This is a genomic window from Halioxenophilus aromaticivorans, from assembly GCF_042850945.1.
Classification (GTDB): Bacteria; Pseudomonadota; Gammaproteobacteria; order Pseudomonadales; family Cellvibrionaceae; genus Halioxenophilus; species Halioxenophilus aromaticivorans.
In genome coordinates this window covers 1708495-1730299 of sequence record NZ_AP031496.1, presented here as the reverse complement: position 1 = coordinate 1730299, position 21805 = coordinate 1708495, and the positions used below count along the sequence as shown (strand labels likewise).

Sequence of the window (21805 nt, the reverse complement as noted above, 5' to 3'; positions counted from 1 at the left end):
TCACTTTTTGCCGAAAAACCGCCCGTTGCGCCGGCTGGTAAATCGTTCTTAGTTGTGATGACAATTGAGAAACAGACTGATTTAGATTAATTTTTACCAATAAAATCAATAACTTAGCTTGACACACATCAAACCTAGCACCACACTAACAGCTGAAATCGTATCCTAGGCAGCGGTAATAAGGGGAAAAGACATGAAAGGCGACGCCAAAGTCATCGAATATCTGAACAAAGTTTTGTACAACGAGCTGGTCGCGATCAACCAGTATTTTCTGCACTCCAGAATGTTTAAGGATTGGGGCCTAAAAACCCTGGCCGACAAAGAGTACCGCGAATCTATTGAGGAGATGCAACACGCCGATAAGGTGATTGAACGCATCCTATTCTTAGAAGGCATCCCCAATTTGCAGGATCTCGGCAAATTGATGATTGGCGAGAACACCCAAGAGATGCTGGAATGCGACCTGAAACTGGAGTTGGTGGCCATTCCAGACTTGAAAGAAGCCATTGCTTACGCCGATTCCGTCAGCGACTACGTGTCCCGCGAGCTGTTCAGAGAGATACTGTCAGACGAAGAAGATCATGTAGACTGGTTGGAAACCCAACTCCAGCTGATAGACAAGGTTGGTATCCAAAATTACCAGCAGTCGGCCATGTCCATCGACGAATCTTAAAAGTCCTGGCACCAAAAACGCCGCAAATTGCGGCGTTTTTTTTGGGGTCTTATTTTACGGGATTTACTCGGGTTTATCGAGATGCACATCCATTTGCGGATAAGGAATCTCGATGCCCTCAGCATCCAAACGAAGTTTGATGTTCTCCATTAAATCGAAGTACACACCCCAGTAATCAGAGGATTTCACCCACTGCCGAACGGCAAAGTTAACGGAAGAATCCGCCAACTCCAACAAACCAATGGTAATACCCTTCTCGGTGAGTATCCGCTCGTCGGCGTTGACGATTTCCAGCAACACCTCTTTCACTTTTTTAACATCGGCTTCGTAGCTAACACCAATCACCAAATCCACTCTGCGCTCATCCTGGGTGGAGAAGTTGGTGATGTTTTCGCTGGTGATGTTGGAGTTAGGTACCACAATGGTTTTGTTGTCTGGCGTTAGAAGGATGGAGTTAAAAATACCAACTTCTTTCACCGACCCCATGGCACCGCCGGCTTCCACAAAATCACCAACTTTTAGCGGGCGAAACAAAATCAGCATTACGCCAGCCGCAAAGTTAGACAGCGAACCCTGCAAAGCCAGACCGATGGCTAAACCGGCTGCACCGATTACCGCAACTAGAGAAGCAGTTTGAATACCCACCTTGGTTAGCGCAGCGATAACAACGAACGCCAACGCCAAGTAGTAAATAATATTGACGATAAACGATGTTAAGGTTGGATCAACATTGCGAGACACCATGGTACGGCGAATAAGATCGGTGATTTTCTTCGCCAACCATTTACCAATGAAAAATATCGCCAATGCAAACAATATCTTGCCGCCCCAATCGATACCATTGGTCGCTAGCGTTTGGATGATTTCTTCAATGTTCTCTTGATCCATAAAGCCCTCTTGCCTTGTTGTTAAACAGCTCTTTATCTAAGGGTAACAACGAACAACGCTAATTGATATGCCCTAAAACGGAAAAAGCCGGCCAAGTTATCTTGAGCCGGCTTTCAATAAAGCTGGGGATTGGTTACTGAGAGTTCTGTTGTTTTAGCAGATCTCGAATCTCGGTGAGCAAAACCTCTTCTTTGCTTGGCTTAGGAGGCTCTGCCGGCGCTTCTTCCTCTTTGCGTTTTAGGGAATTAATGGCTTTAAGCGCCATAAAGATAGCAAAGGCAATGATAGTAAAATCAATCACGGTCTGAATGAAGGAACCATAATTCAAAGTTACCGCAGCGGCATCCCCCGACGCCTCTTGAAGGGTTACAGCAAGGTCACTAAAATCCACCCCACCAAGAGCCAGTCCTATGGGCGGCATAATAACGTCGGCAACGAACGAGGACACAATTTTACCAAAGGCTGCGCCGATGATAATACCTACTGCCATGTCCATGACGTTGCCTTTAACGGCAAACTCTTTAAATTCTTTCATCATCCCCATGGTAATTCTCCTATCAATTTATTGTTTTAAAGATAATAAAACTGTGCACCCGAGGAATGGCGCAAAGCAGGAAAAACTGAAAAGATTTAAACCTAAATGCTGGCCTGCTATAGGCCAGCAGAAAAAGGCTTACTGAACTCGTGTTTTAACCTGGGCAGTAACTACCGCAACCACTCGACGGTTTTTAGCACGGTTTTCTGCGGTTTGGTTATCCACCAATGGACGGCTTTCACCGTAACCAATGGCAGTAACACGACTGGCATCAATACCGAAACGATTGGTTAATACTGCGGCCACAGATTTGGCGCGGCGCTCGGACAATTCCAAGTTAAACGCCTCGGCACCACGATCGTCAGTATGGCCTTCAATAATCACATCGGTGTTTACGTAGGCGCGCATAAACTCAGCCACTTTTTCCACTTCCGGCATGTACTCTTCACGTACTTCGTCGGACATGGTGGCAAATTGCACAGCCAAGCGGACTTCCTTCGCTTCCAACAGCTCCAAGTAACAACCTACTTCATCCACCTTAGCACCGGCTTCGGTGTCTGGGCACTGGTCGTCGGCATTGGCTACGCCGTCACCGTCGTTGTCGGTTGGGCAACCTACGGAATCAACCGCCATACCTGCGGCGGTATCAGCGCACTGATCCAGATTATCCGCGACGCCGTCGCCATCGCTGTCGAGAGCAGGAGCAGCTTCAGTCGGCGCGGCAGCTGCTGCCACTGGCTCCATCATTTTGCTGGCACTACCGCCGCTGGAACCAAAGATTAGATTTAATCCAAGGGTAGCCACGTAATCCCATGTGCTGTCGTCATCACCGTAGATAGCGCGAATATCAGTACGAATGGCGGTATTGTCTTGTACAAAGAAACGGAAACCACCGCCGAGGTTGGCCATGGTTTCGTCCATGTCCGCGGTATCCGTTTCGAAGCTACCACGGCCAATACCGCTTGCTAAGTAAGGTTGAACACCGGAGCCACGGTTGAAATAGTACAGAGCATCCAAACGGTACTGATCGTGATCGACATCCACACTCGTTGCGGTATCGCTGTCAGTATTGGCCATCATGTAAACCAATTCTAACGCCCAAGGACTATCAAATTCGTATCCGAAAGCCGCCGATAGTGCCGTGGCGTCGTCTAAAGAACGCTCACTGTCGAAGTTGTAATAACCCAATCCTGGCGTCAGGGTAAAATGGCTACCACCATCTTCCGCCACAGCATTAAAGGCAGTGCCAGTGCAAACGGACAGAGCCGTTGCGAGTGCAAGTTTTCTCATAAAACTCTCCAAAAGGTGTGTGCCCGGGTTGTCCCCGGAAGGTTAATCAAAAGTTAACGCTACCTTTGTTTATCTGGCGTTAGATTACACTCAATAGCAGCACGCTGAATGTAAAAGTCAGTAAACAGTTAGTTGTATGTTTAAGGCACTGCGTTAACCCATAGAGTTACTCGTCAAACTGATTGTCACAAAGAGGCAGCACAACCGTAAAGGTTGATCCTACTCCTAGCTCGCTGGCAACAGTAATGGAACCACCGTGCTTTTTGCAAACGGTATCTACAAAGTGCAAGCCTAAGCCGGCACCACTGACGGGCAAGCCGCCTGCAGCGCGATGAAAACGCTGGAAAATCGTGTCCAACTCATCGGCGCTAATGCCGATACCTTGGTCGGCCACCTGCAACTCAACTGCGCCACTGTTGCCACGCATGTGCAACGATATTTTAGTATTCGGCTCGCTATACTTAATACCATTGGAGAGCAAGTTGACGACTACCCGCTCTAGCAACTCACCGTCGCCCCATACCCATAGATCGTCCAAGGTGCGGTCCACGTCGACGCCAATGGATTTTGCCAACGCCTGCTGTCGAGTCATCATTAGGGCGTTATCCACCACCGAATGCATGTCGCACAGATCAAATTTACTGTCACCGACGATCTCTGCCCGAGCCAAGTGCAAAAAGCTCTCAGCAAAGGAGAGGTTTTTTCGGGCGTACTGTTCAATTTCGGTGAATACCTCACGTAGGCCAGCATCACTCACCAGCTGTTCGGTATTTCGACTTCGATAATGTTCCAGCAAGGCCAGAATAGACACGACCGGGGAGCGCAGATCGTGTGACAGAAACTGAAGCGCTTCGCTACGAACTCGCTCTGCCTCTTTAATAAACGATACATCGGTGAAACTGAACAGCAGCGTATCCAGGTCGTCGCTACGCCATTTCAGGCTAGCCAACTGCAAAAAAAACGCTTCGGTTTCTTGCTCACCTCTTACTTCTGCATAAATTTCGCCTTGATCGTGCACAATACGACCAATCACTGCAGGCCAGCCCTGGTCGATTTGTAGCTGCTCCAAGCACGGCATTAAGGCCGCCCCGACGGGCTGATTTAGACCAAACAGAACCCGCGCCCGTGCATTAGCAAACACAACCTCACCAAAAAGATTGGCCACTAAAACCGCATCTTGTAGATTTTCCAAACAGCGATCAAAAAACGCCCGGGATTCGTCAATCTGTTTATTGGCTTGCCGTAACTGGGCAATGGTTTCACTGACTAATTCAGAAGGGATTTTTTTTTCCACGCCAACCTTTTGATTGGCAATCATATTGATGGCGTTTAGCCACAGGCCTTTGTCTACCTCTGCCACCTGGTCTGGCCACTGCCATTGCAGCTCAAATTCCGTGGCTCCCGCTTCACTTACAATGGCCAACGTGCGTTGTTCCCTCGCGCCACCGCCGCTTATCAGCGCGGGCTCGCCTACGCCGTTATTATCATCCGCACCCAGAAACAACCTGCTCGGTTTTAGCGGTAACGACTCTCGCGCCACCAACTGCCATTGCAATACCCCAGTGACACCGGCCAAAAAGGCTAATTTTTTCTGTGCTTCGTTAACATGCCATATTTGCTCGGGACGAGTCTGCTGCTCAACTCGGGCCAACTCCCGTCGCAAAAACACCAGCGCTTGCTCTAAACGTCGCCAGCTCCAGAGCGGATAAAAAACCAGTAACGGTAAAATTACGCTCAATGGCGCAAACCAAACGCGCACCGTGAACAAGCCCACCACGGACAGCGTCAACCAAATAGCAACGGCGCTCACGGTGAGAACAAGGTAATCCCGGGGTGATGCCCTTACTCCCAGCATAATGATGCCAAACACCGCCAAAACGCTGATCAATGCATGGGCCAATTTAGACACGGGCAAAATAGTTGAGCCGTTGCGCAGAGCATTGAGTACATTGGCATTAAACTCCACTCCACTCATTGGCCCTATGGACGTTGCCACAATATCGCCAAGGCCTTTTGCCGTGGCGCCAACAATGGCGATTTTGCCTTTAAGATTACGCGGGGCAATGCGATTGTGAATCACGTCTGTGTAGGAAACTGTGGCCACCGTGGAGGTGGGGTCGGCCAGAGGAATTAGATTGTAGTAATCACGTTGAATCACAAACGGTGAGGCAGTCTGTGCAGCCTTTGGTCGTAAACCGGGAAAATCATCGCTGACGTTTGGGTCAACCAATCCCCACAAGGCGTGCATTAAATGCGGCCAGTAGGCTTCGCCCAACCCTTCTTTCAAAAAGACCGCCCGCGATACGCCATCAACATCGTATTCAATGTGCACATGCCCGGCAGCCGCCGCAGACTGCAACAGCAACGGGTCCGGCATTACTTCAAGTATCTGGCCGCCGGCGTGGGTTTGTTCCATGTGCACCAATAAGGCCACCCGGCCCATGGCCTGAATCGCCTGAGCGAAGACATGGTCATTGTTGGGGTTGACCCGATCAGGCTCTGCAAATACTACGTCGAAGGCCACTGCCTCCACGCCAGCATCGGCCAGCTCATCGAGCAACTGCGCATGCAAGTCTCGAGACCAGGGCCAGCGCCCTAACTCCAAAAGGCTGCGTTCATCAATGGCAATGATTAATATGTCTTGGTCGATGGGTTTACGGAACTGGGCGATAGCCGCATCGTAGATGGCTTGATCTACGGAGTAGGCCCAGCGATTGAGAGAGATGGCGCCTGCCAAAATTGCCATAAGCACGGCAAACAGCAGGCGTTCTATGTTGGTAGAAATATTGGGATTAAAGCGCAATCAGCAGTACCCAGAAAGCAGATATAGCGGCTAACGCCTTAAGCGGCTCATCCTGCACTTGCACGGCTCTGGGCAGACTGTGGTCGCTAAACACGACATCTTCTCCCTGGGCTTGCACGCGGTAGTAAAATCCATCGAGCATGGCCTCGGTAACCGACAAAGACAGCTTAGGCTCCTGGCTTTGGTGTTCAGCCAAAATGGTATTGAAGTTTTCATCTGCGCTTAGTTGTACAAGATAACGGGTCGCCGAAGCCACCGGCTGCCAATCGAGCAATACCCAATCAGCTTTGCTGTTGAAATTGATAGCGCGTTTTTTGATCTGCGCGGGTGTCGCCAGTTTATCCCGGGTACACACCTGCTGTTCATTGGCCAGCCCCATTAAGCCCTCCGCATCTACTGCGCGCAAAGCCAACACAAAACAACCGCTGGTGTAAGCCATGTCTTCATCCAAAAACTGAAGATCCGGGGTGCCCGTTACGGAAATTAATTCGGCATCACCACCATCGGCAGCCGGGGCCAAAATCTCCAACCGGTAGCTCACCGCTTCGGCCACCGGTTGCCACTGGGCGGAGATGGGCGGTTTTTGTAAAGCGGCAATCTCGCCCCACTCTGGAGCAGGCGGCAAGGGCTTCGGCTCGGCCAACTCTTTGCCCTGTTGCGCTTTAATACCGAATCCGGCGGCAACATTTTTCGGTTCTTTGGCGGCTGAGGTGCCGGCCACCCCCACTGCACCATCAAACACCTCACCGGTCATAGCGGATGTGCCGGCATCGTCGTAGGCGGTGACCCGAAACTCGGTGCCACGTACCGCAGCGATGGCCGCCGGTGTGGTAATTTGGAAGCGACTCTTCGGTTGCCGCTCAGGCACTCGGGTTTTCACCGCACCGGATTGCAAGCGTATGCGTGAATCCACATAACCACTGCCGTCAGGTAGGGACAAGGCATCCAGCTCGACTGAACTGTTGGGCTCTACCTGCATCAGGCTGCCATCGCCAAACAACAAACCTGCAATGCTCTCGTCGCCTGTATTCACCACACTGCCAATGGGCAACTTCATGCCAACCTGGACGGATTCGGGCGACGATTGGGCCGTAGTTTGATAGGTGACATCACCGGAGAAAAAAGACAGCGTAACCGGTGTAGGGATGGCCTTCAGCCAGCTAATGGGAAATCGAATAATAAGACCAGGGGGCAATTGATCGGGCAAGTCGACACTGTTGTACTCACCCAGTGTTAACCAGCAATCTATTTTGTGGGTATATTTTTGGCAAAGGTTCCATAGGTTGTCACCAGGGCGAACGCTGTACAGCCAAGATTGCTCGGCAGATGCCCCACAAGCCATCAAAAGATTCGCTACTAAGACAACGGCGGCCACATGTTTAAACATGAACACTTTCCTCATTCCTAGAGTAGCCCAAGCCGAACGGGCACAAAAACCCGTACATAATACTCGGCTCGCGGCAATTGTTAAGGCCCAGGTGTACGGAGTGTTACCTATAAAGCGGCCATATAACAACTATGGGGGCCCTAAATCGGGCTAAACTTTCCTTAATTTTTCATTCGGCCTAGGTCTTTTAAATTCCAGCCGGTGTCGAATGCGGTGCTAGGGCTAATCCTCTACTTTCTCAAGGCGGTAACCGTGCTGATACACAGTCTTAATGGCGTAACCACAACTCGGGTCTAACTGCAAATTACGTCGCATACGACTGATGTGCATATCAACCGTGCGGGTATTAAGGTCAGCGTTTACGCCCCAAACTTCTTTTAACAAGTATTCACGGGATAACAATTTACCCTGGTTTTTTATCACGCAGCAGGTTAACAGAAAGTCCTTGCGCGTTAGCTTAACTTCTTCACCGTGCACCAAAACACGTTGCGCCTCCTGATCGATTTCAATGTGGGCCAGGGACAAATTAGGCGAGTTAAGACGATCCAAACCAGCTCTTCGGCCCACTGCCGCTAACCGTGCCAGTAGTTCTGCTTGCCGCGGTGGCTTGATCATGTAGTCGTCAGCACCGGCTTTTAGTGCGGCAACCACGTCCTCTTCGCTGTCTCGCTGGGTGGAAAAAATAACCGGTAAACGCGTTTCATATTGCGAGCGAATCCATTGCAAGGCATCCACACCACTGGAATCTGGCAGCTGCCAATCTAACACGGCCATATCCACCGGTTGCTCGGTTAACATGGACTTGAAACCAGACACCGTATCCCGATGGAAAACCTCATAACCCGCCTCGGATAACCATTGGGTTAATAGCTTTGCTTGCGCAAGATCATCTTCCAATAATGCAACTTTCAAAATCGTCTCCCACTGACCGTAATAAGCGCAGCCATCGACTGCACCGCAGGCACCTTGAGCGTTCCCTAGCAGCATCCCCGCCACCGGACAACGCTCGCAACTCCTTTCAAATCAAAACTTAAACTGCTTAAAGAGGTCTAGAAACTGGACTCTAAGTTTAAGGCTCATACAAAATTTGGCCTATTGTGCTTTGCTAATGCGCGCACAACCAGGGTGGCATACAAAGATTTTACGTTCGTTTACGACTTACCTGACAGTTTGAGTGCATTTTATACAGCCGTGATTTTTAGCTCCGACAACCTCCTCAGTGCTGCCTTTCAACAGTTAATGGCAAAAGGCACATTAGTTGAGATCTGCCATTTGATAATAGTTCTTATTAAATTTATCATCGTTGGCCATCCCACGTTGTGCCCTTCCCCGCATACTGGTTTATTTAGAGTTTGGAGACCCAATGAAAACCCCACGTACTATGTTCTTCGCAGTGATACTAGCATGCGCCAGTAGCCAAACCCTGGCCGCCAGCGAGCAAGACGTTGTTGCATCCTATGTTGAGTTAGCACATACGGTTTATTCCGACTCACTGCAGGAGGCACAGCAACTAAAAGCTGACATTGACGCCTTTTTGGCCAAACCGTCACAGCAAAGTTTGCAAACCGCCAAACAAGCGTGGCTGCAGGCCAGAATCCCCTACCAGCAATCAGAGGCCTTCCGCTTTGGCAACCCAGTGGTAGATAACTGGGAAGGTCAGCTCAACGCATGGCCACTGGACGAAGGCTTCATAGACTACGTTAGCCCGGATTATCAGGGCGAACTGGGCAACACCGGCGCTACAGCCAATATTGTTGCCGCCACACAGTTGCAGCTAGGCGCCAACCACATTGATCTCTCCACCATCACGCCGGAGCTATTAGCCAGCCTAAACGAGCTGGGCGGCTCAGAGGCCAACGTCGCCACCGGCTACCACGCCATCGAGTTCTTGCTCTGGGGCCAGGATCTCAACGGTACCGAAGCCGGTGCCGGCGAACGCTCTTTCACCGATTACCTAAGCGGGGCACATTGCACCAACGGCAACTGCCAGCGACGTAAAGATTACCTAGCGGCAACCGCTCAACTACTGATCGATGACCTCACCTACATGGTGGATCAATGGTCAGCCACAAGCAAAGACAACTATCGCCAATTATTTTTACAACTGCCCGAGCAAGAAGCCGTTACCCGCATCCTATTTTCCATGGGCTCTTTAGCACTTGGAGAACTGGCCGGCGAGCGCATGCGCGTAGCCCTGGAAGCCAACTCCAGTGAAGACGAACACGACTGCTTCAGCGATAACACCCATTTCGCCCACTATTACGATTGGAAGGGCATCAGCAATGTGTTTCAGGCCGAGTACACCAGCAGCCAGGGCAAATCCTTTAAGGGCGATTCGCTGGCCGATTTACTGGCCGAGAAGAACCCACAACTGGCCAAGAAAATGGCCCATCAAATGGCTCAAACCAACCAAGCTATATACCAGTTGGTGACTATGGCAGAAGACAAAACATCGCCCATGAAATTTGACCAAATGATTGCCGAGGGCAATACCAAAGGCGCCGCTGCCATCAACAACGCCATCGCCGAGCTGACCAAAACCACAGAACTCATTGAGCAAACGGCCAAAGTACTGGGTATCACCAACCTTACGCCCAACTTTTCTGCCGGCTTGTAAGCCAACCTAAAGCGAGCAGGTGTAACCCGCTCGCCCAACGAAGCACCCGTTTAGTAGGCACCCTTTTGGGTAAATACTGCACTTTATTGATGTAACGCAATTGATCGACGTTGTATTTTTATTGATGATTAAACGCTTTCCTACAGAATTAAGTTGATCACCGTGACCACCGCCAAAACACACTCACCCAACCGTTACCTCGCCAAATCTTTGCTACACGGCACTACCGTCATTGGCTTTACCCTGCTAAGCGCTATGATCGCCGGTTGCGGCGGCAAGCCCAATACTGCCGCCAAAGCAGCGCCACTAGCTATCGAGATTCCCGCCCAATTGGGCGGCGACAATAGCGTTAACGTGCAGTCCAGCAATGCCTTCTCTCTGCCATCGGCGGCCATGCCGTTAACCCAGAAGATCAACTTCAGTGTCGGCAATAGCTTTTTTAGAAATGCCTGGGTCATCGCTCCCGCCTCCACCGCTGCCCGCGATGGCTTGGGGCCTCTGTTTAATACCAACGGCTGCCAAAACTGCCATATCAAGGATGGCCGTGGCCACCTGCCGCAAAACGATGACGACAACGCCGTCTCTATGCTGGTTCGGTTAAGTGTTGCCGGCGAGCCTGAATCCGCTTCCGATGGAGCCATTGGTCATCCAGTTTACGGCGGTCAATTACAGGATTTCGCCATTCCTGGCCATCAGCCAGAAGCCAAAATTGGCTTCGACTATGAATTCCAAACAGTGACGCTGACCGGTGGCGAGCAAGTAGAGTTACGCAAACCGATATTGCGTTTGTCCGATTTCTCCGATGAGCCCATCACCGATGCCACCCTCACCTCCGTTAGAATTGCACCGCCAGTGATCGGCCTGGGCTACCTAGAGGCACTCAGTGATTCTCAAATTCTGGCCCAAGCAGACCCCAGCGACGAAAATAAGGATGGCATATCCGGCAAAGCCGCCCAGGTGTGGGATGTAGCCCAAGCCACACTCACCTTGGGCCGCTTTGGCTGGAAAGCAGAACAACCTTCGTTAAAACAGCAAAACGCAGCCGCTTTTGCCGGCGACATGGGGTTAACCAGCCCCTTATCTGAGATCGACGACTGCACCGCGGCGCAGGCAAAATGCCTGGAGGCCGCCAACGGCGGCAGCCCAGAGGTGAGCGATAAAATACTCAACCTGGTCACCTTCTACACCTCCAATCTAGCGGTTCCCGCCCGCCGCAGTATTGACGACCCAGCGGTGCAAACCGGCGAAGTGTTATTTCAAACCATTGGCTGTGCTAGCTGTCATACGCCTAAGTGGCAGGTTGGCGAAGTCGCCGACATGCCTTGGCTTGGCAACCAAACCATCTACCCCTTCACCGACATGTTGCTGCACGACATGGGTGAGGGCTTATCCGATGGACGCAAGGTATTTAACGCCGAAGGCCAGGAGTGGCGCACCCAACCGCTGTGGGGTATTGGCTTAACGGCAACGATTAACAACGAGTTTGGCTACCTACACGACGGCCGCGCGCGCACTTTGCAAGAGGCGATTATTTGGCATGGCGGTGAAGCCAAGGCCAGCCGCGATGAATTTAAAGCGCTCAGCGCCGCTGAGCGAGCTCAATTAATGGCGTTTCTAAACAGCCTATAAACTACTTATAAACTAGCAAGCCCGTGCGTAGCAGTACGGGCCAACCACGGATGACTTATGCGTTTTCTTGTTATTGCAATATCGGCTGTGCTGCTGCACGGCTGCCAAAAAACAGACCCCAGCCAGATTTTTCTGCAAACCTACGCCACCCAAGTTGCCACCCCCTACTACTGGCAGTTGGTCAGTGCCGCAGACCAACTTCATAGCACCACCGAGCAATGCGATAGCAACAACCCAACTGACTTTATTACTGCCAGCCAAAGCCAATGGCAAAACACCATGAGCGCTTGGCAAAAAGCCAAAACGGTACGCTTTGGACCGGTGGTGGACGAGCGCATCGATTGGGAATTTCAATTCTGGCCAGACAAGAAAAATCTGGTAGCCAAAAAAATGCAGCCCTTTTTAAAACAGGCCGAGCCCATTACGGACGAACAAATGAGCAAGAGCAGCGTGGTGTTGCACGGTTTGTCGGCCATGGAATATTTATTGTTTGATCCGTCCATCGTGGACTCGGCAAATCCAGAGCGATTGTGCGAAAGCGTACAATGGATCGGACAAGCCATTGCCAAAAACGCCAAAACGTTAGATTCCGCTTGGGCGTTACTGCAGCCAGATTTCACCGCGCCTTCAGAAACATCGGATCAGTTCACCAGCATCGAAATCGCCGTTGCCAAAGTGTTAGACAGTTATTTGGTTACATTGGAAGAGTTCGCCAACCGCAAAATTGGCGATGCCATCGGCACGGAACAAGCGCCCAGGGCCAACCCCTACTTTTTAGAGTCTTGGCGTTCACAACACTCCTGGCAAAACATCGCGGCCAACATCAGCGCCGTCAATGAGTTGTTCACCCAAGGCGGCTTTAGCCAATACCTTACCGAGTTGGGTTTTACTGAGTTGGAGCAACAGTTGCAAAGTGCCCTGGATGTCATGAACACCGCGGCGGACGCCATCACACCACCGCTGTTTAGCACACTGGAGCAACAAACCGAGGCGCTGCGACAGGTGCAACAGAGCGCCAACGATTTGCGCTACATCTTGCAAAATGACATCACCGAAGTTTTGAACCTACCCGTCGGCTTTAATGACCAAGACGGTGATTAAATTGGGTAATGAGAATTGCAATTGCTAACCCGTAATCTGCGCCCATGGTTGCAAACACTGGCCGGGCTGAGCTTGTGTTTGCTGACCTTACACGCCCGCGCCGAAACCGCCACCATTGCCGTGGCGGCCAACTTTACCGAAGTTGCCAAGCAGTTGCGCCAAGCGTTTGAGCAGCAAAGCACGCATACGCTAAAACTCAGCTTTGGCTCCACCGGCAAAATTTATACGCAGATAATGCACGGCGCACCCTACGATGTGTTTTTGTCCGCCGACCAACAACGGCCGCAAAAGCTACTGCAACAAGACCATGCCGTCGCTGACTCACAATTTACCTACGCCGTTGGTAAATTAGTTTTGTATTCGCGCGATGCCAAGGCTCAGGTTAAAGACGGCGCCATACTACGTAACCCAACGCTTAAACGCTTGGCCATGGCCAATCCCAAAACCGCGCCCTATGGCGCCGCTGCCCAAACCGTATTGAATAACCTGTCACTGTGGCCTGACTTGAAATCAAGCATCATCCAAGGTGACAGCATCGCTCAAACCTACCAATTCACGTTTACCGGCAATGTAGACGCGGGCTTTGTCGCGTTGTCCCAACTGGCGGGCCAGCCTAATGCAAACTATTGGCTAATCCCCCAGGACTTATACTATCCTCTCAATCAGGACGCCGTGCTTCTTCAAAACGGCGAACAAAACCAGGCGGCAATCGCCTTTATGGCGTTTCTACGCAGCGCACAGGCGCAAACTCTGATTGGCTCTTTCGGCTATGACACCACTCCTCCCCCGGGCACTGTATCCCCCATTACTACTGCGCCTAGCAATTCGATTAAAACAGGCCACCAAAACCGTTAATCGCTCCACTCGCTTTTTAAATCGACTTTCGCTACCAAAACACCGCTGTGTAAATTTTATGGCCACCGCCGCCATGGCCTTACTCGCCGCCGGCGTAAACGCGGTGGATTTATCGGTGACTGGCCAGGTGCGATTGCGCTACGAAAACCTGGATCAACAGTTTCGCGCCAGCGGCCAAGGCTCTGACCAAGCCCTTTTAGCAAGAACCTTAGTATTGGCCGAGCTCACGCAAAATCGCTGGACGCTGGCCGGAGAGTTGATAGACGCCCGAGGGTTGTTGTCCGTGGCAGACGAAGACACCACTCTGGGCACCAGCAGCATAAACCCACTGGATATTCAGCAAACCTACCTGCGCTATCAAATGCCCAGTGCCAATTGCAGTGCCTGTTATAGCCGCCTCACTGCCGGAAGATACACGCTAGACATTGGCAGCCGAAGATTTGTGGCCCGCAACCGCTATCGCAATACGTTAAACAATTTCACCGGCCTGCATTGGCAGCACCAATCCACAGCGGATCAGCAGTGGCAGGTTTTTTACAGCCAACCGGTGACCCGCCGCTTCGACGGCGATGCCACCGACAATTCACCCAAGCTAGATAAAGAAAACCACAGCACACAATTTTACGGCCTCTACTTTGCCGATGCGCTAACCGAAAATACCAAAACCGAACTCTATTGGCTTGGCTTGGGCGAACAGCGCAACGGTAATGACAGCGCCCGCAATATCCAAACGCTGGTCAATTGGTGGCAAACCCAACAGAAAAGTTGGCGCGGGCAAATAGAATGGGCCTATCAATGGGGTGAAGTGCGCGAAGGAACCAACAACCTAGATAAAAAAGCGGCGTTTTTACACACCGAAATTGAATGGCAGGAATTTATAGCAGGCATACCTCTAACGCTGTTTTTTGACTACGCCAGTGGTGACAAAAACCGCTCTGATAACGAAGACAACAGCTTCGATACACTGTTTGGTGCGCGCCGGTTTGACTTCGGCCCAACCAGTATTTATGGGCCATTCGCACGCACTAACTTGATATCGCCCGGCGCAAGTATCGAGCTAAACAATCCCTTCGGCCAATGGCAATTTACCTGGCGGTATTTTCGTCTGGCCAGCAATGACGAACCATGGAGCAGCGCCGGAATCGACCCGCAAACCACCTCAGGAGCGGCTAGCAACGTCGCACAACAGTTGGAATTACGCTGGCGCACAAACAGCCAGGATGACCACTGGCAATGGGAAGCGGGTTTAAATTATTTGAAAGCCGAGCAACTTATGCAAGCGGCTGACAAAAACAACGCCACTTACGTTTATGGCCAAATCGCCTATCAGTTCTAGTGGCTAAATCTTAGCGAACGATTTGGCCCGAGGCAGGACTATGGCTAGTGGATGGGTGATCTCGTAGGGGCTGCCCCTGGCTTAAACCGAACTTCAAATCGATGGCCTCGGCGCCGCTGCGCCAAGAACCCAACCAACGATCCCAAATGGCCAGCGCAGAACCGTAATTCACATTGTGGTGTTGCGGCTGCACAGAATGGTGTATTTGATGCTGCGCGGGGCTGATAAACCACTTTTCCAATGCGCCAAACTGAATAGCCACGGGGCTGTGCCGAAGGTTGGCTCCCAGCGCGTTAAATAAAAAGGCAAAGCCATTGATGCCGATAATATCCCAGGCCATCACCTTACCCACAAAGCAGTAAATAAAAACACCCCCCACCACACTTACTACCGCCAGGCTACGGCAATAGTACAAGGCCATTTCCAGTGGATGCACCCGCAGCAACGTCAGCGGTGTGAGGTTTTCTGCGGCGTGATGAACCTTATGTAGATGCCACAAACCAGGCACTCGGTGCAGCGCCCAATGTAAGGCGAATCGCGTCACGTCATCCAACAAAAAGAACACCACCGTAAACAGCCCGGCCATCCCCACGGCCGCCAGTTGCCAATCCGGGCCCGGGCCAAAGGCTTGCTGCAACAGATTTATCACCCAAATGGTCGCCACCATTTGCGACGCCAACAGCGGTACCAACACCCACAATTTAAGCGCGCTGTTGAGCAAGGTATACGCGAGATCCAGGCCAGATTGACCATTCAGCCAGTAGCGCCAGGTGAGCAATTGGCGGGCCTGGCCACGCAAAACCGCGTTATTGGCGGAAAACAGAAGAAAAGCAAAGAGCAACACCACGCTTGCCACCAAAAACGGCCAAGCCAACCGGCTACCGCCAGTAAACGGCGCTACGGCAATATCGGTAAGAAAGTTATTAAGGGTATTGAGGTCCATCCAGCACAACACCAGAATGGGGAGGGAAAAGTACTGGCCTGGAGCGGTATGAGGCTCGCCCTAGCGAACTGTGCGGTGTGAAGCGCGAACTAACCAATCACGCATACTTCAACACCGCAACGCTGAGCGGCTAGGCCAATAACGACCGGCTGATTAGGCCTCTGGCTGGTCGGCGGCGCCTTCCACCAAGGTTTTCAGTTCGCCGTTGGTGTGCATCTCAGTAATGATGTCACAGCCACCCACGAGCTCACCTTTCACCCACAATTGTGGAAAGGTAGGCCAATTGGCGTATTTTGGTAGGTTGGCGCGGATGTCTGGGTTGCTCAGAATATCCACATACGCAAAGCGCTGGCCACATTCCATCAACGCTTGGGAAGCACGTTGGGAAAAACCGCACTGGGGCGCATTAGGGGAGCCCTTCATGTATAAAAGAATGGTGTTGTCTTCGATCTGTGACTTGATGGTATCCATGATATCCATACATTCACTCCTCTGTTGGAGAAACCTGTCCCGCAGTACTGCGGAGTTGACGGGAGATTTTACACAGTCGCGCCGTTGAAAGCCAAAAGAGTCTGAATAAAACCCTGCCGATGCCCGCATACAGATGATGGCGTTGCCGGTAATTTCAAGCCCTAGGCGTTATTCTCTGGTGCCCCAACCGCCACCACCGGGGGTTGCCACCGCAATACGGTCTCCGGCCTGGACGCTGAGCTGCTGCTTGGCGCCAAAGGGTTCGCCATTGAGCGTATTTTCACCACAGCGGCCCGGCCCACCGCCGGCCAGCCCCCAGGGCTGATGGCGACGCCGTTCGGTGAGCAGTGTGACCTGGGCCGGCGCCAAAAATTCAAACTCCCGAATCAAGCCATCGCCGCCCGGGTGCAACCCCTGGCCACCAGAGGCCAAGCGTTGCTGATAGCGACGAATGCGCACTGGAAAGTGCGACTCCAAGCTTTCTATGGGGGTATTTAAGGTGTTCGTCATGTGGCTCTGCACGCAGTGCAGGCCCGCCGCCTGGGCGTGACCACCGGTGCCGCCGGCGATGGTTTCGTAGTAGTCCCAGGGCTGGTCACCATCAGCACCCATGGCAATGTTGTTCATTGTACCCTGCGCCGCCGCTGGGATGGCCTCGGGCAGCGCCTGGGCCAGCGCCCCCAACACCAAATCCACCAGCCGCATACTGGTTTCTACATTGCCTGCTGCCACCGCCGCCGGCCGCTGAGCATTCACCAAACAACCCTCGGGGGCGGCCAGTTTAATAACATCAAACACCCCGGCGCAGGCCGGCGTGTAGCTGGGCAACAAGCAGCGAAAACAATAAAACACCGCCGCCGCCGCCACCGATAACGGGCAGTTAATATTGCCCGCCACCTGATCCGCCGTGCCGGTAAAGTCCGCCAAAATACCCTGCTCAGAAATGGTTAAGCACACCTGCAACGCGACATCGGTATTGCCCTGGCCATCGTCGTCCATGCAATCGCTAAACTGATATTGACCAGAGGGCAGCTTGGCCAGCTCGGCTTGGGCCAAGCGATTGCCGTAGTTGTGCAAGCCCGCCACGGCATCGTTAAAACCCACCTCGCTTAACTCGCTAACCAGTTGTTCAAAACGTTGCGCCCCCACGCCATTGGCACTGAGTTGCGCCAAAAAGTCCCCTCGCGCCACCGGTCGATCGTCGCTGAGTTGACTGAGTAGGCGTTGATCCAGGGTTCCCTTGCGCACCAGTAAGGATGGCGCAATCACGATACCCTCGTCTTCCAACCGGCTGGAAATGGGCATGGAGCCTGGGCTGGTGGCACCGATGTTGACGTGGTGCGCTCGGTTAGCCACAAAGCCCTGCAACTGCGAGCCACTGAACACCGGGGCAATCAAAGTGACATCGGGCAGATGGGTGCCGCCCAGATAGGGATCATTAACTACCACCATATCACCGGCCTGCCATTGCACCGCCTCCACCAGATCGCGCATGGCAAAGGCCATACTGCCTAGATGCACGGGTATGTGGGCCGCCTGGGCGATGATTCGGCCCTGCTGGTCGAACAGCGCACAGGAGTAATCCAGCCGGTCTTTAATGTTGGGGGAAAACGCGGCCCGTCGCAGCACGGCACCCATTTCTTCACATACGTTGTTTATGCGGTTGGCAAAAATGGCCAGCTCAATGGCATTCATAGGCGAGTTTTTAATCCGGTGAGGCGAACAAACGCCTAGTGTATCCGCTGCACTAATTTTTGCACGGCAATTGAAATGCAGCGCTGATTGTGGCTTTGCTAACAAATCATCCAGCGGCAGTTTGCCATGGCCACGGGTTACCTATACCATTGCCGGTTTTCTCCGGTTTCTGCTTGTGCGCCCACGGCGCAACTTTATGGTGCAAAAGCCGGTATATTTGTGAAAAATCCCTACCGTTTTGAGGATAATCCATCATGAGCCAAGACGCCCTGATGAACACATACGGCCCACGGTCTGCCAAACTGGTTAAAGGAGAAGGCTGCAACCTTTGGGACGACGCTGGTAACCAATACCTGGATGCATTAAGTGGCATTGCCGTTTGCGGCTTGGGCCACTCCCACCCAGGCGTAACCCGTGCCATCACCGAACAAGCCGGCACACTGCTGCACACCTCTAATTTGTTTGCCATCGACGCGCAAGAAAAGCTCGGCGCGCGGTTGCGTGAACTGTCTGGCTTGGATAAGGTATTTTTCTCAAATTCTGGCGCCGAGGCCAACGAAGCGGCCATTAAAATTGCTCGCAAGTACGGCCAGGATAAAGGCATACACCACCCAACCATCGTTACCATGTCCGGCAGCTTTCACGGCCGCACCATGGCAACGCTAACCGCCACCGGCAATAAAAAAGTCCAAACCGGATTCGAGCCGTTGCTGTCTGGTTTTGTGCACGCGCCCTTTAATGACGTCGCCACCCTCACCCGCTTGGTAGAAAGCAACCCCAATGTGGTTGCCATTATGGTAGAGCCAGTTCAAGGCGAAGGTGGCATTAACGTACCAGCCGGTGATTATCTCAACCAACTGCGCGAGTTGTGCGACAAACACGATTTGTTGCTGATGCTGGATGAAATCCAAACAGGCAACGGCCGCACCGGAAAATACTTCAGCTTTGAACACAACGGCATTCTGCCGGACGTAGTCACCACGGCCAAAGGTTTGGGTAATGGTGTACCCATCGGCGCTTGTTTGGCTCGCGGCATTGCCGCCCAGACCCTAGCTCCCGGCAACCACGGCTCAACATTTGGTGGCAACCCCTTGTGCAGCCACACCGCTTTGGCGGTGGTAAATCACATTGTCGACGATGGTCATATGGCCGCTGCCTCGCAACTTGGCGAGTATTTTTTAACGGCCTTTAAAGAAACCCTAGCCGGTTGCGGCAAAGTCAAAGATATTCGCGGCCAAGGCCTGCTATTAGGCATTGAACTAACCGAAGCCAATGCCCCGATAGTAACCAAGGCAAAAGAGCAGGGCCTTATCGTCAACCTTACGGCGGGTTCTGTGGTGCGCTTGCTGCCGCCATTAATTACCAACCAGCAACAGGCCGACACCACCATCGATATTGTTAGCCGCATTATTAAAAACCTATAACCGGTAACCTTGGGGCTGCAGGCTGCACACCTGCGTTCCTGGTGCCGCGTAGTAGCGATTTGCATCAATAATTATTCAGTCCAAGCAGAATCAGGATTACCCATGAAGCACTTTCTTACGTTAACGGATTTAACCCCCGCCGAACTAACCAGCATCATCAACCGCGCCATTGAAATGAAAGCGGAACTGGCTACCGGCACCGCGCGCGAATCTATGAAGAACAAAGTGTTGGGTATGATTTTTGAAAAATCGTCCACTCGTACTCGGGTATCCTTTGAAGCAGGTACGGCGCAATTGGGCGGCTACGCCATATTTTTATCCCCCAACGATACTCAACTGGGCCGCGGAGAATCCGTGGAAGACACGGCCAAGGTGCTATCGCGCATGGTGGATATTGTCATGATTCGTACCTTTAGCCACAGCATGATAGAAACCTTTGCGGCTAACTCTAAGGTACCGGTCATTAACGCCCTAACCGATGACTACCACCCCTGCCAGCTACTGGCCGACATGCAAACCTACCAAGAGCACCGCGGCAGCATTCAAGGCAAAACCGTGGCCTGGGTCGGCGACGGCAACAACATGTGCCAGAGTTTTATCAACGCTGCTGCCCAGTGGGATTTTGAATTAAAAATTGCCTGCCCCGAGGGCTATGACCCGCGCCAGGATTTGTTGCAATCGCACCAAGATCGAGTGCAAATATTACGCGATCCAATTGCCGCAGTTACAGGCAGTGATTTAGTCGTCACCGACACCTGGGCCTCCATGGGCCAAGACGAAGAAAAAGCCGAGCGTCAACGAGTGTTTGGCCCCTTGCAGGTCAACGAAGAACTCATGACCTACGCCAACAAAGACGCGTTGTTTATGCATTGCCTGCCCGCCTATCGCGGCATGGAAGTCAGCGAAACACTGTTGGACAGCGAGTTCTCGGTGGTTTGGGACGAAGCGGAAAACCGCTTGCACGCTCAAAAGGCGTTGATGGAATTTTTGCTGGCCCAGTAACAAACCGCAAATGAGACAAGCCCACCGTTTACCCCAATGGCCCGCAAGCGCCACTATAGGTTATGACACACAAGGAACAGCATCACGCCCATGAGCTTTTTGCAGTTACAAGATATCGCCTGTGGCTATGGTGACTCTAGCCAGTATATTGTTAAGCAACTCAATTTAGCACTGGCCGAAGGCGGCATTGCTTGCCTGCTGGGCCCCAGCGGCTGCGGTAAAACCACGGTGTTGCGGGCCATCGCCGGGTTTCATGGTATCGACCAGGGCGACATCCGCCTCGGCGGCCGTGTGCTCTCCAACGCCCAATATACGGAGCCTCCAGAGCGCCGGCAAATTGGTCTGGTGTTCCAAGACTACGCCCTCTTCCCACACCTTACGGTGGTCCAGAACATCGCCTTTGGCCTTTATAAACAAGCCACCGCTGAGCAAGCCGCCGTGTGCGAACAAATGCTTGCCCTGGTGCAGTTGTCCGATATGGCAGGCCGATACCCCCACGAGCTTTCCGGCGGCCAGCAACAGCGCGTGGCCCTAGCCCGGGCATTGGCGGCTCGGCCTCGCCTGCTGCTATTGGACGAACCCTTCTCCAACCTGGACGTGGAATTGCGCCGGGCCCTGGCCTTGGAAGTACGCAACATATTAAAGCAGCAGCAAATCACCGCCATTATGGTGACCCACGACCAAGAAGAAGCCTTTGCCTTCGCCGACCACATTGGCGTAATGCAAGGTGGGCAACTGCACCAGTGGGATACCCCCTACAATCTGTACCACAAGCCGGCCAACCCGTTTGTGGCCAATTTTGTAGGCCAGGGCGTATTTCTCGCCGGCACCTGGCAAAACCAAGACACGCTCTGCACAGAATTTGGCCAAACCCAATACTCCGGCAGACAGGAATCCATAGGTGCGGTGCAAGTGCTGTTGCGCCCGGATGACGTCATCCACGATCCAACCAGTAGCCTCAGCGGCCAGGTTGTCGCTAAGGTCTTTGCCGGCACCACCACACTCTACACTCTAGAACTGCAGTCCCAGGCACGGGTGCTGGCCAGCCTGCCCAGCCATTTGGATTTCAACGTCGCCGAAACCATACCGATTTCCCTCAATTTGGAACACCCGATCAGCTTTGCAGCTCAACCCTAAACAACCTTCAAACAATACA

Annotated in this window: 18 protein-coding genes; 9 read left to right on the top strand and 9 right to left on the bottom strand. The window is 52.4% G+C overall.

Annotated features, from left to right (window positions below; genetic code table 11):
- Positions 1-193 precede the first annotated feature (193 nt).
- Entirely contained in the window at positions 194-673 is a 480-nt protein-coding gene (bfr, locus tag ACGHM3_RS07520; protein ID WP_345417639.1) for a bacterioferritin, read from the top strand.
- Positions 674-736: 63 nt separating this feature from the next.
- Here the strand turns inward: bfr and ACGHM3_RS07515 are convergent, their stop codons facing one another.
- From ACGHM3_RS07515 to ACGHM3_RS07490, 6 genes are all read right to left on the bottom strand, one after another.
- Positions 737-1561 (bottom strand): mechanosensitive ion channel domain-containing protein, encoded by an 825-nt coding sequence (locus ACGHM3_RS07515; protein WP_345417636.1) that lies wholly within the window; start codon positions 1559-1561, stop codon positions 737-739.
- Between the two features lie 133 nt (positions 1562-1694).
- Positions 1695-2105 (bottom strand): large-conductance mechanosensitive channel protein MscL, encoded by a 411-nt coding sequence (gene mscL, locus ACGHM3_RS07510; protein WP_345417634.1) that lies wholly within the window; start codon positions 2103-2105, stop codon positions 1695-1697.
- 129 nt (positions 2106-2234) lie between these two features.
- Positions 2235-3386 carry an OmpA family protein gene (locus tag ACGHM3_RS07505; RefSeq protein WP_345417632.1) on the bottom strand — a complete coding sequence of 384 codons (1152 nt, stop codon included), beginning with the start codon at positions 3384-3386 and terminating at the stop codon, positions 2235-2237.
- A gap of 166 nt (positions 3387-3552) precedes the next feature.
- A complete protein-coding gene (locus tag ACGHM3_RS07500; protein WP_345417630.1) occupies positions 3553-6189 on the bottom strand; it encodes a CHASE2 domain-containing protein in 2637 nt (878 codons plus the stop codon).
- Entirely contained in the window at positions 6179-7576 is a 1398-nt protein-coding gene (locus tag ACGHM3_RS07495) for a FecR domain-containing protein (protein WP_345417627.1), read from the bottom strand. Before ACGHM3_RS07495 ends, ACGHM3_RS07500 begins: the two co-directional genes overlap by 11 nt.
- A 222-nt stretch (positions 7577-7798) precedes the next feature.
- Positions 7799-8563, bottom strand: coding sequence for a response regulator transcription factor (locus tag ACGHM3_RS07490; RefSeq protein ID WP_345417623.1), 765 nt, complete (start codon positions 8561-8563; stop codon positions 7799-7801).
- 376 nt (positions 8564-8939) lie between these two features.
- Between ACGHM3_RS07490 and ACGHM3_RS07485 the strand changes: the two genes are divergently transcribed.
- The 5 genes from ACGHM3_RS07485 to ACGHM3_RS07465 all read left to right on the top strand — a co-directional run bounded on the left by ACGHM3_RS07485 (position 8940) and on the right by ACGHM3_RS07465 (position 15114).
- Positions 8940-10193, top strand: a complete 1254-nt coding sequence (locus tag ACGHM3_RS07485) for an imelysin family protein (RefSeq protein WP_345417620.1) — start codon at positions 8940-8942, stop codon at positions 10191-10193.
- Positions 10194-10355: 162 nt separating this feature from the next.
- A complete protein-coding gene (locus ACGHM3_RS07480) occupies positions 10356-11822 on the top strand; it encodes a di-heme oxidoredictase family protein (RefSeq protein WP_345417617.1) in 1467 nt (488 codons plus the stop codon).
- 57 nt (positions 11823-11879) lie between these two features.
- Positions 11880-12923 carry an imelysin family protein gene (locus tag ACGHM3_RS07475; protein WP_345417614.1) on the top strand — a complete coding sequence of 348 codons (1044 nt, stop codon included), beginning with the start codon at positions 11880-11882 and terminating at the stop codon, positions 12921-12923.
- 15 nt (positions 12924-12938) lie between these two features.
- Positions 12939-13778, top strand: a complete 840-nt coding sequence (gene modA, locus ACGHM3_RS07470; RefSeq protein WP_345417611.1) for a molybdate ABC transporter substrate-binding protein — start codon at positions 12939-12941, stop codon at positions 13776-13778.
- Positions 13693-15114 carry an alginate export family protein gene (locus ACGHM3_RS07465; protein WP_345417608.1) on the top strand — a complete coding sequence of 474 codons (1422 nt, stop codon included), beginning with the start codon at positions 13693-13695 and terminating at the stop codon, positions 15112-15114. Before modA ends, ACGHM3_RS07465 begins: the two co-directional genes overlap by 86 nt.
- 10 nt (positions 15115-15124) lie before the next feature.
- Here the strand turns inward: ACGHM3_RS07465 and ACGHM3_RS07460 are convergent, their stop codons facing one another.
- The 3 genes from ACGHM3_RS07460 to ACGHM3_RS07450 form a co-directional block, all read right to left on the bottom strand.
- Positions 15125-16057 carry a sterol desaturase family protein gene (locus tag ACGHM3_RS07460; protein ID WP_345417603.1) on the bottom strand — a complete coding sequence of 311 codons (933 nt, stop codon included), beginning with the start codon at positions 16055-16057 and terminating at the stop codon, positions 15125-15127.
- Between the two features lie 153 nt (positions 16058-16210).
- Complete coding sequence (gene grxD / locus ACGHM3_RS07455; protein WP_345417600.1) at positions 16211-16537, bottom strand: Grx4 family monothiol glutaredoxin; 327 nt, start codon at positions 16535-16537, stop codon at positions 16211-16213.
- Between the two features lie 159 nt (positions 16538-16696).
- Positions 16697-18223, bottom strand: a complete 1527-nt coding sequence (locus ACGHM3_RS07450) for a hydantoinase B/oxoprolinase family protein (protein WP_345417597.1) — start codon at positions 18221-18223, stop codon at positions 16697-16699.
- Positions 18224-18477: 254 nt separating this feature from the next.
- Between ACGHM3_RS07450 and ACGHM3_RS07445 the strand changes: the two genes are divergently transcribed.
- The 3 genes from ACGHM3_RS07445 to ACGHM3_RS07435 all read left to right on the top strand — a co-directional run bounded on the left by ACGHM3_RS07445 (position 18478) and on the right by ACGHM3_RS07435 (position 21786).
- Positions 18478-19647 carry an aspartate aminotransferase family protein gene (locus ACGHM3_RS07445; protein ID WP_345417594.1) on the top strand — a complete coding sequence of 390 codons (1170 nt, stop codon included), beginning with the start codon at positions 18478-18480 and terminating at the stop codon, positions 19645-19647.
- 102 nt (positions 19648-19749) lie between these two features.
- Positions 19750-20649 (top strand): ornithine carbamoyltransferase, encoded by a 900-nt coding sequence (gene argF, locus ACGHM3_RS07440; protein ID WP_345417591.1) that lies wholly within the window; start codon positions 19750-19752, stop codon positions 20647-20649.
- Between the two features lie 90 nt (positions 20650-20739).
- Complete coding sequence (locus ACGHM3_RS07435; RefSeq protein WP_345417588.1) at positions 20740-21786, top strand: ABC transporter ATP-binding protein; 1047 nt, start codon at positions 20740-20742, stop codon at positions 21784-21786.
- The last annotated feature ends 19 nt before the right edge of the window (positions 21787-21805 follow it).

Coding starts and splice junctions, on each gene's coding strand:
- bfr (WP_345417639.1), top strand. CDS start 194: ATGAAAGGCGACGCCAAAGTCATCGAATATCTGAACAAAGTTTTGTAC.
- ACGHM3_RS07515 (WP_345417636.1), bottom strand. CDS start 1,561: ATGGATCAAGAGAACATTGAAGAAATCATCCAAACGCTAGCGACCAAT.
- mscL (WP_345417634.1), bottom strand. CDS start 2,105: ATGGGGATGATGAAAGAATTTAAAGAGTTTGCCGTTAAAGGCAACGTC.
- ACGHM3_RS07505 (WP_345417632.1), bottom strand. CDS start 3,386: ATGAGAAAACTTGCACTCGCAACGGCTCTGTCCGTTTGCACTGGCACT.
- ACGHM3_RS07495 (WP_345417627.1), bottom strand. CDS start 7,576: ATGTTTAAACATGTGGCCGCCGTTGTCTTAGTAGCGAATCTTTTGATG.
- ACGHM3_RS07490 (WP_345417623.1), bottom strand. CDS start 8,563: ATGCTGCTAGGGAACGCTCAAGGTGCCTGCGGTGCAGTCGATGGCTGC.
- ACGHM3_RS07485 (WP_345417620.1), top strand. CDS start 8,940: ATGAAAACCCCACGTACTATGTTCTTCGCAGTGATACTAGCATGCGCC.
- ACGHM3_RS07475 (WP_345417614.1), top strand. CDS start 11,880: ATGCGTTTTCTTGTTATTGCAATATCGGCTGTGCTGCTGCACGGCTGC.
- ACGHM3_RS07465 (WP_345417608.1), top strand. CDS start 13,693: ATGACACCACTCCTCCCCCGGGCACTGTATCCCCCATTACTACTGCGC.
- ACGHM3_RS07460 (WP_345417603.1), bottom strand. CDS start 16,057: ATGGACCTCAATACCCTTAATAACTTTCTTACCGATATTGCCGTAGCG.
- grxD (WP_345417600.1), bottom strand. CDS start 16,537: ATGGATATCATGGATACCATCAAGTCACAGATCGAAGACAACACCATT.
- ACGHM3_RS07450 (WP_345417597.1), bottom strand. CDS start 18,223: ATGAATGCCATTGAGCTGGCCATTTTTGCCAACCGCATAAACAACGTA.
- ACGHM3_RS07445 (WP_345417594.1), top strand. CDS start 18,478: ATGAGCCAAGACGCCCTGATGAACACATACGGCCCACGGTCTGCCAAA.
- argF (WP_345417591.1), top strand. CDS start 19,750: ATGAAGCACTTTCTTACGTTAACGGATTTAACCCCCGCCGAACTAACC.
- ACGHM3_RS07435 (WP_345417588.1), top strand. CDS start 20,740: ATGAGCTTTTTGCAGTTACAAGATATCGCCTGTGGCTATGGTGACTCT.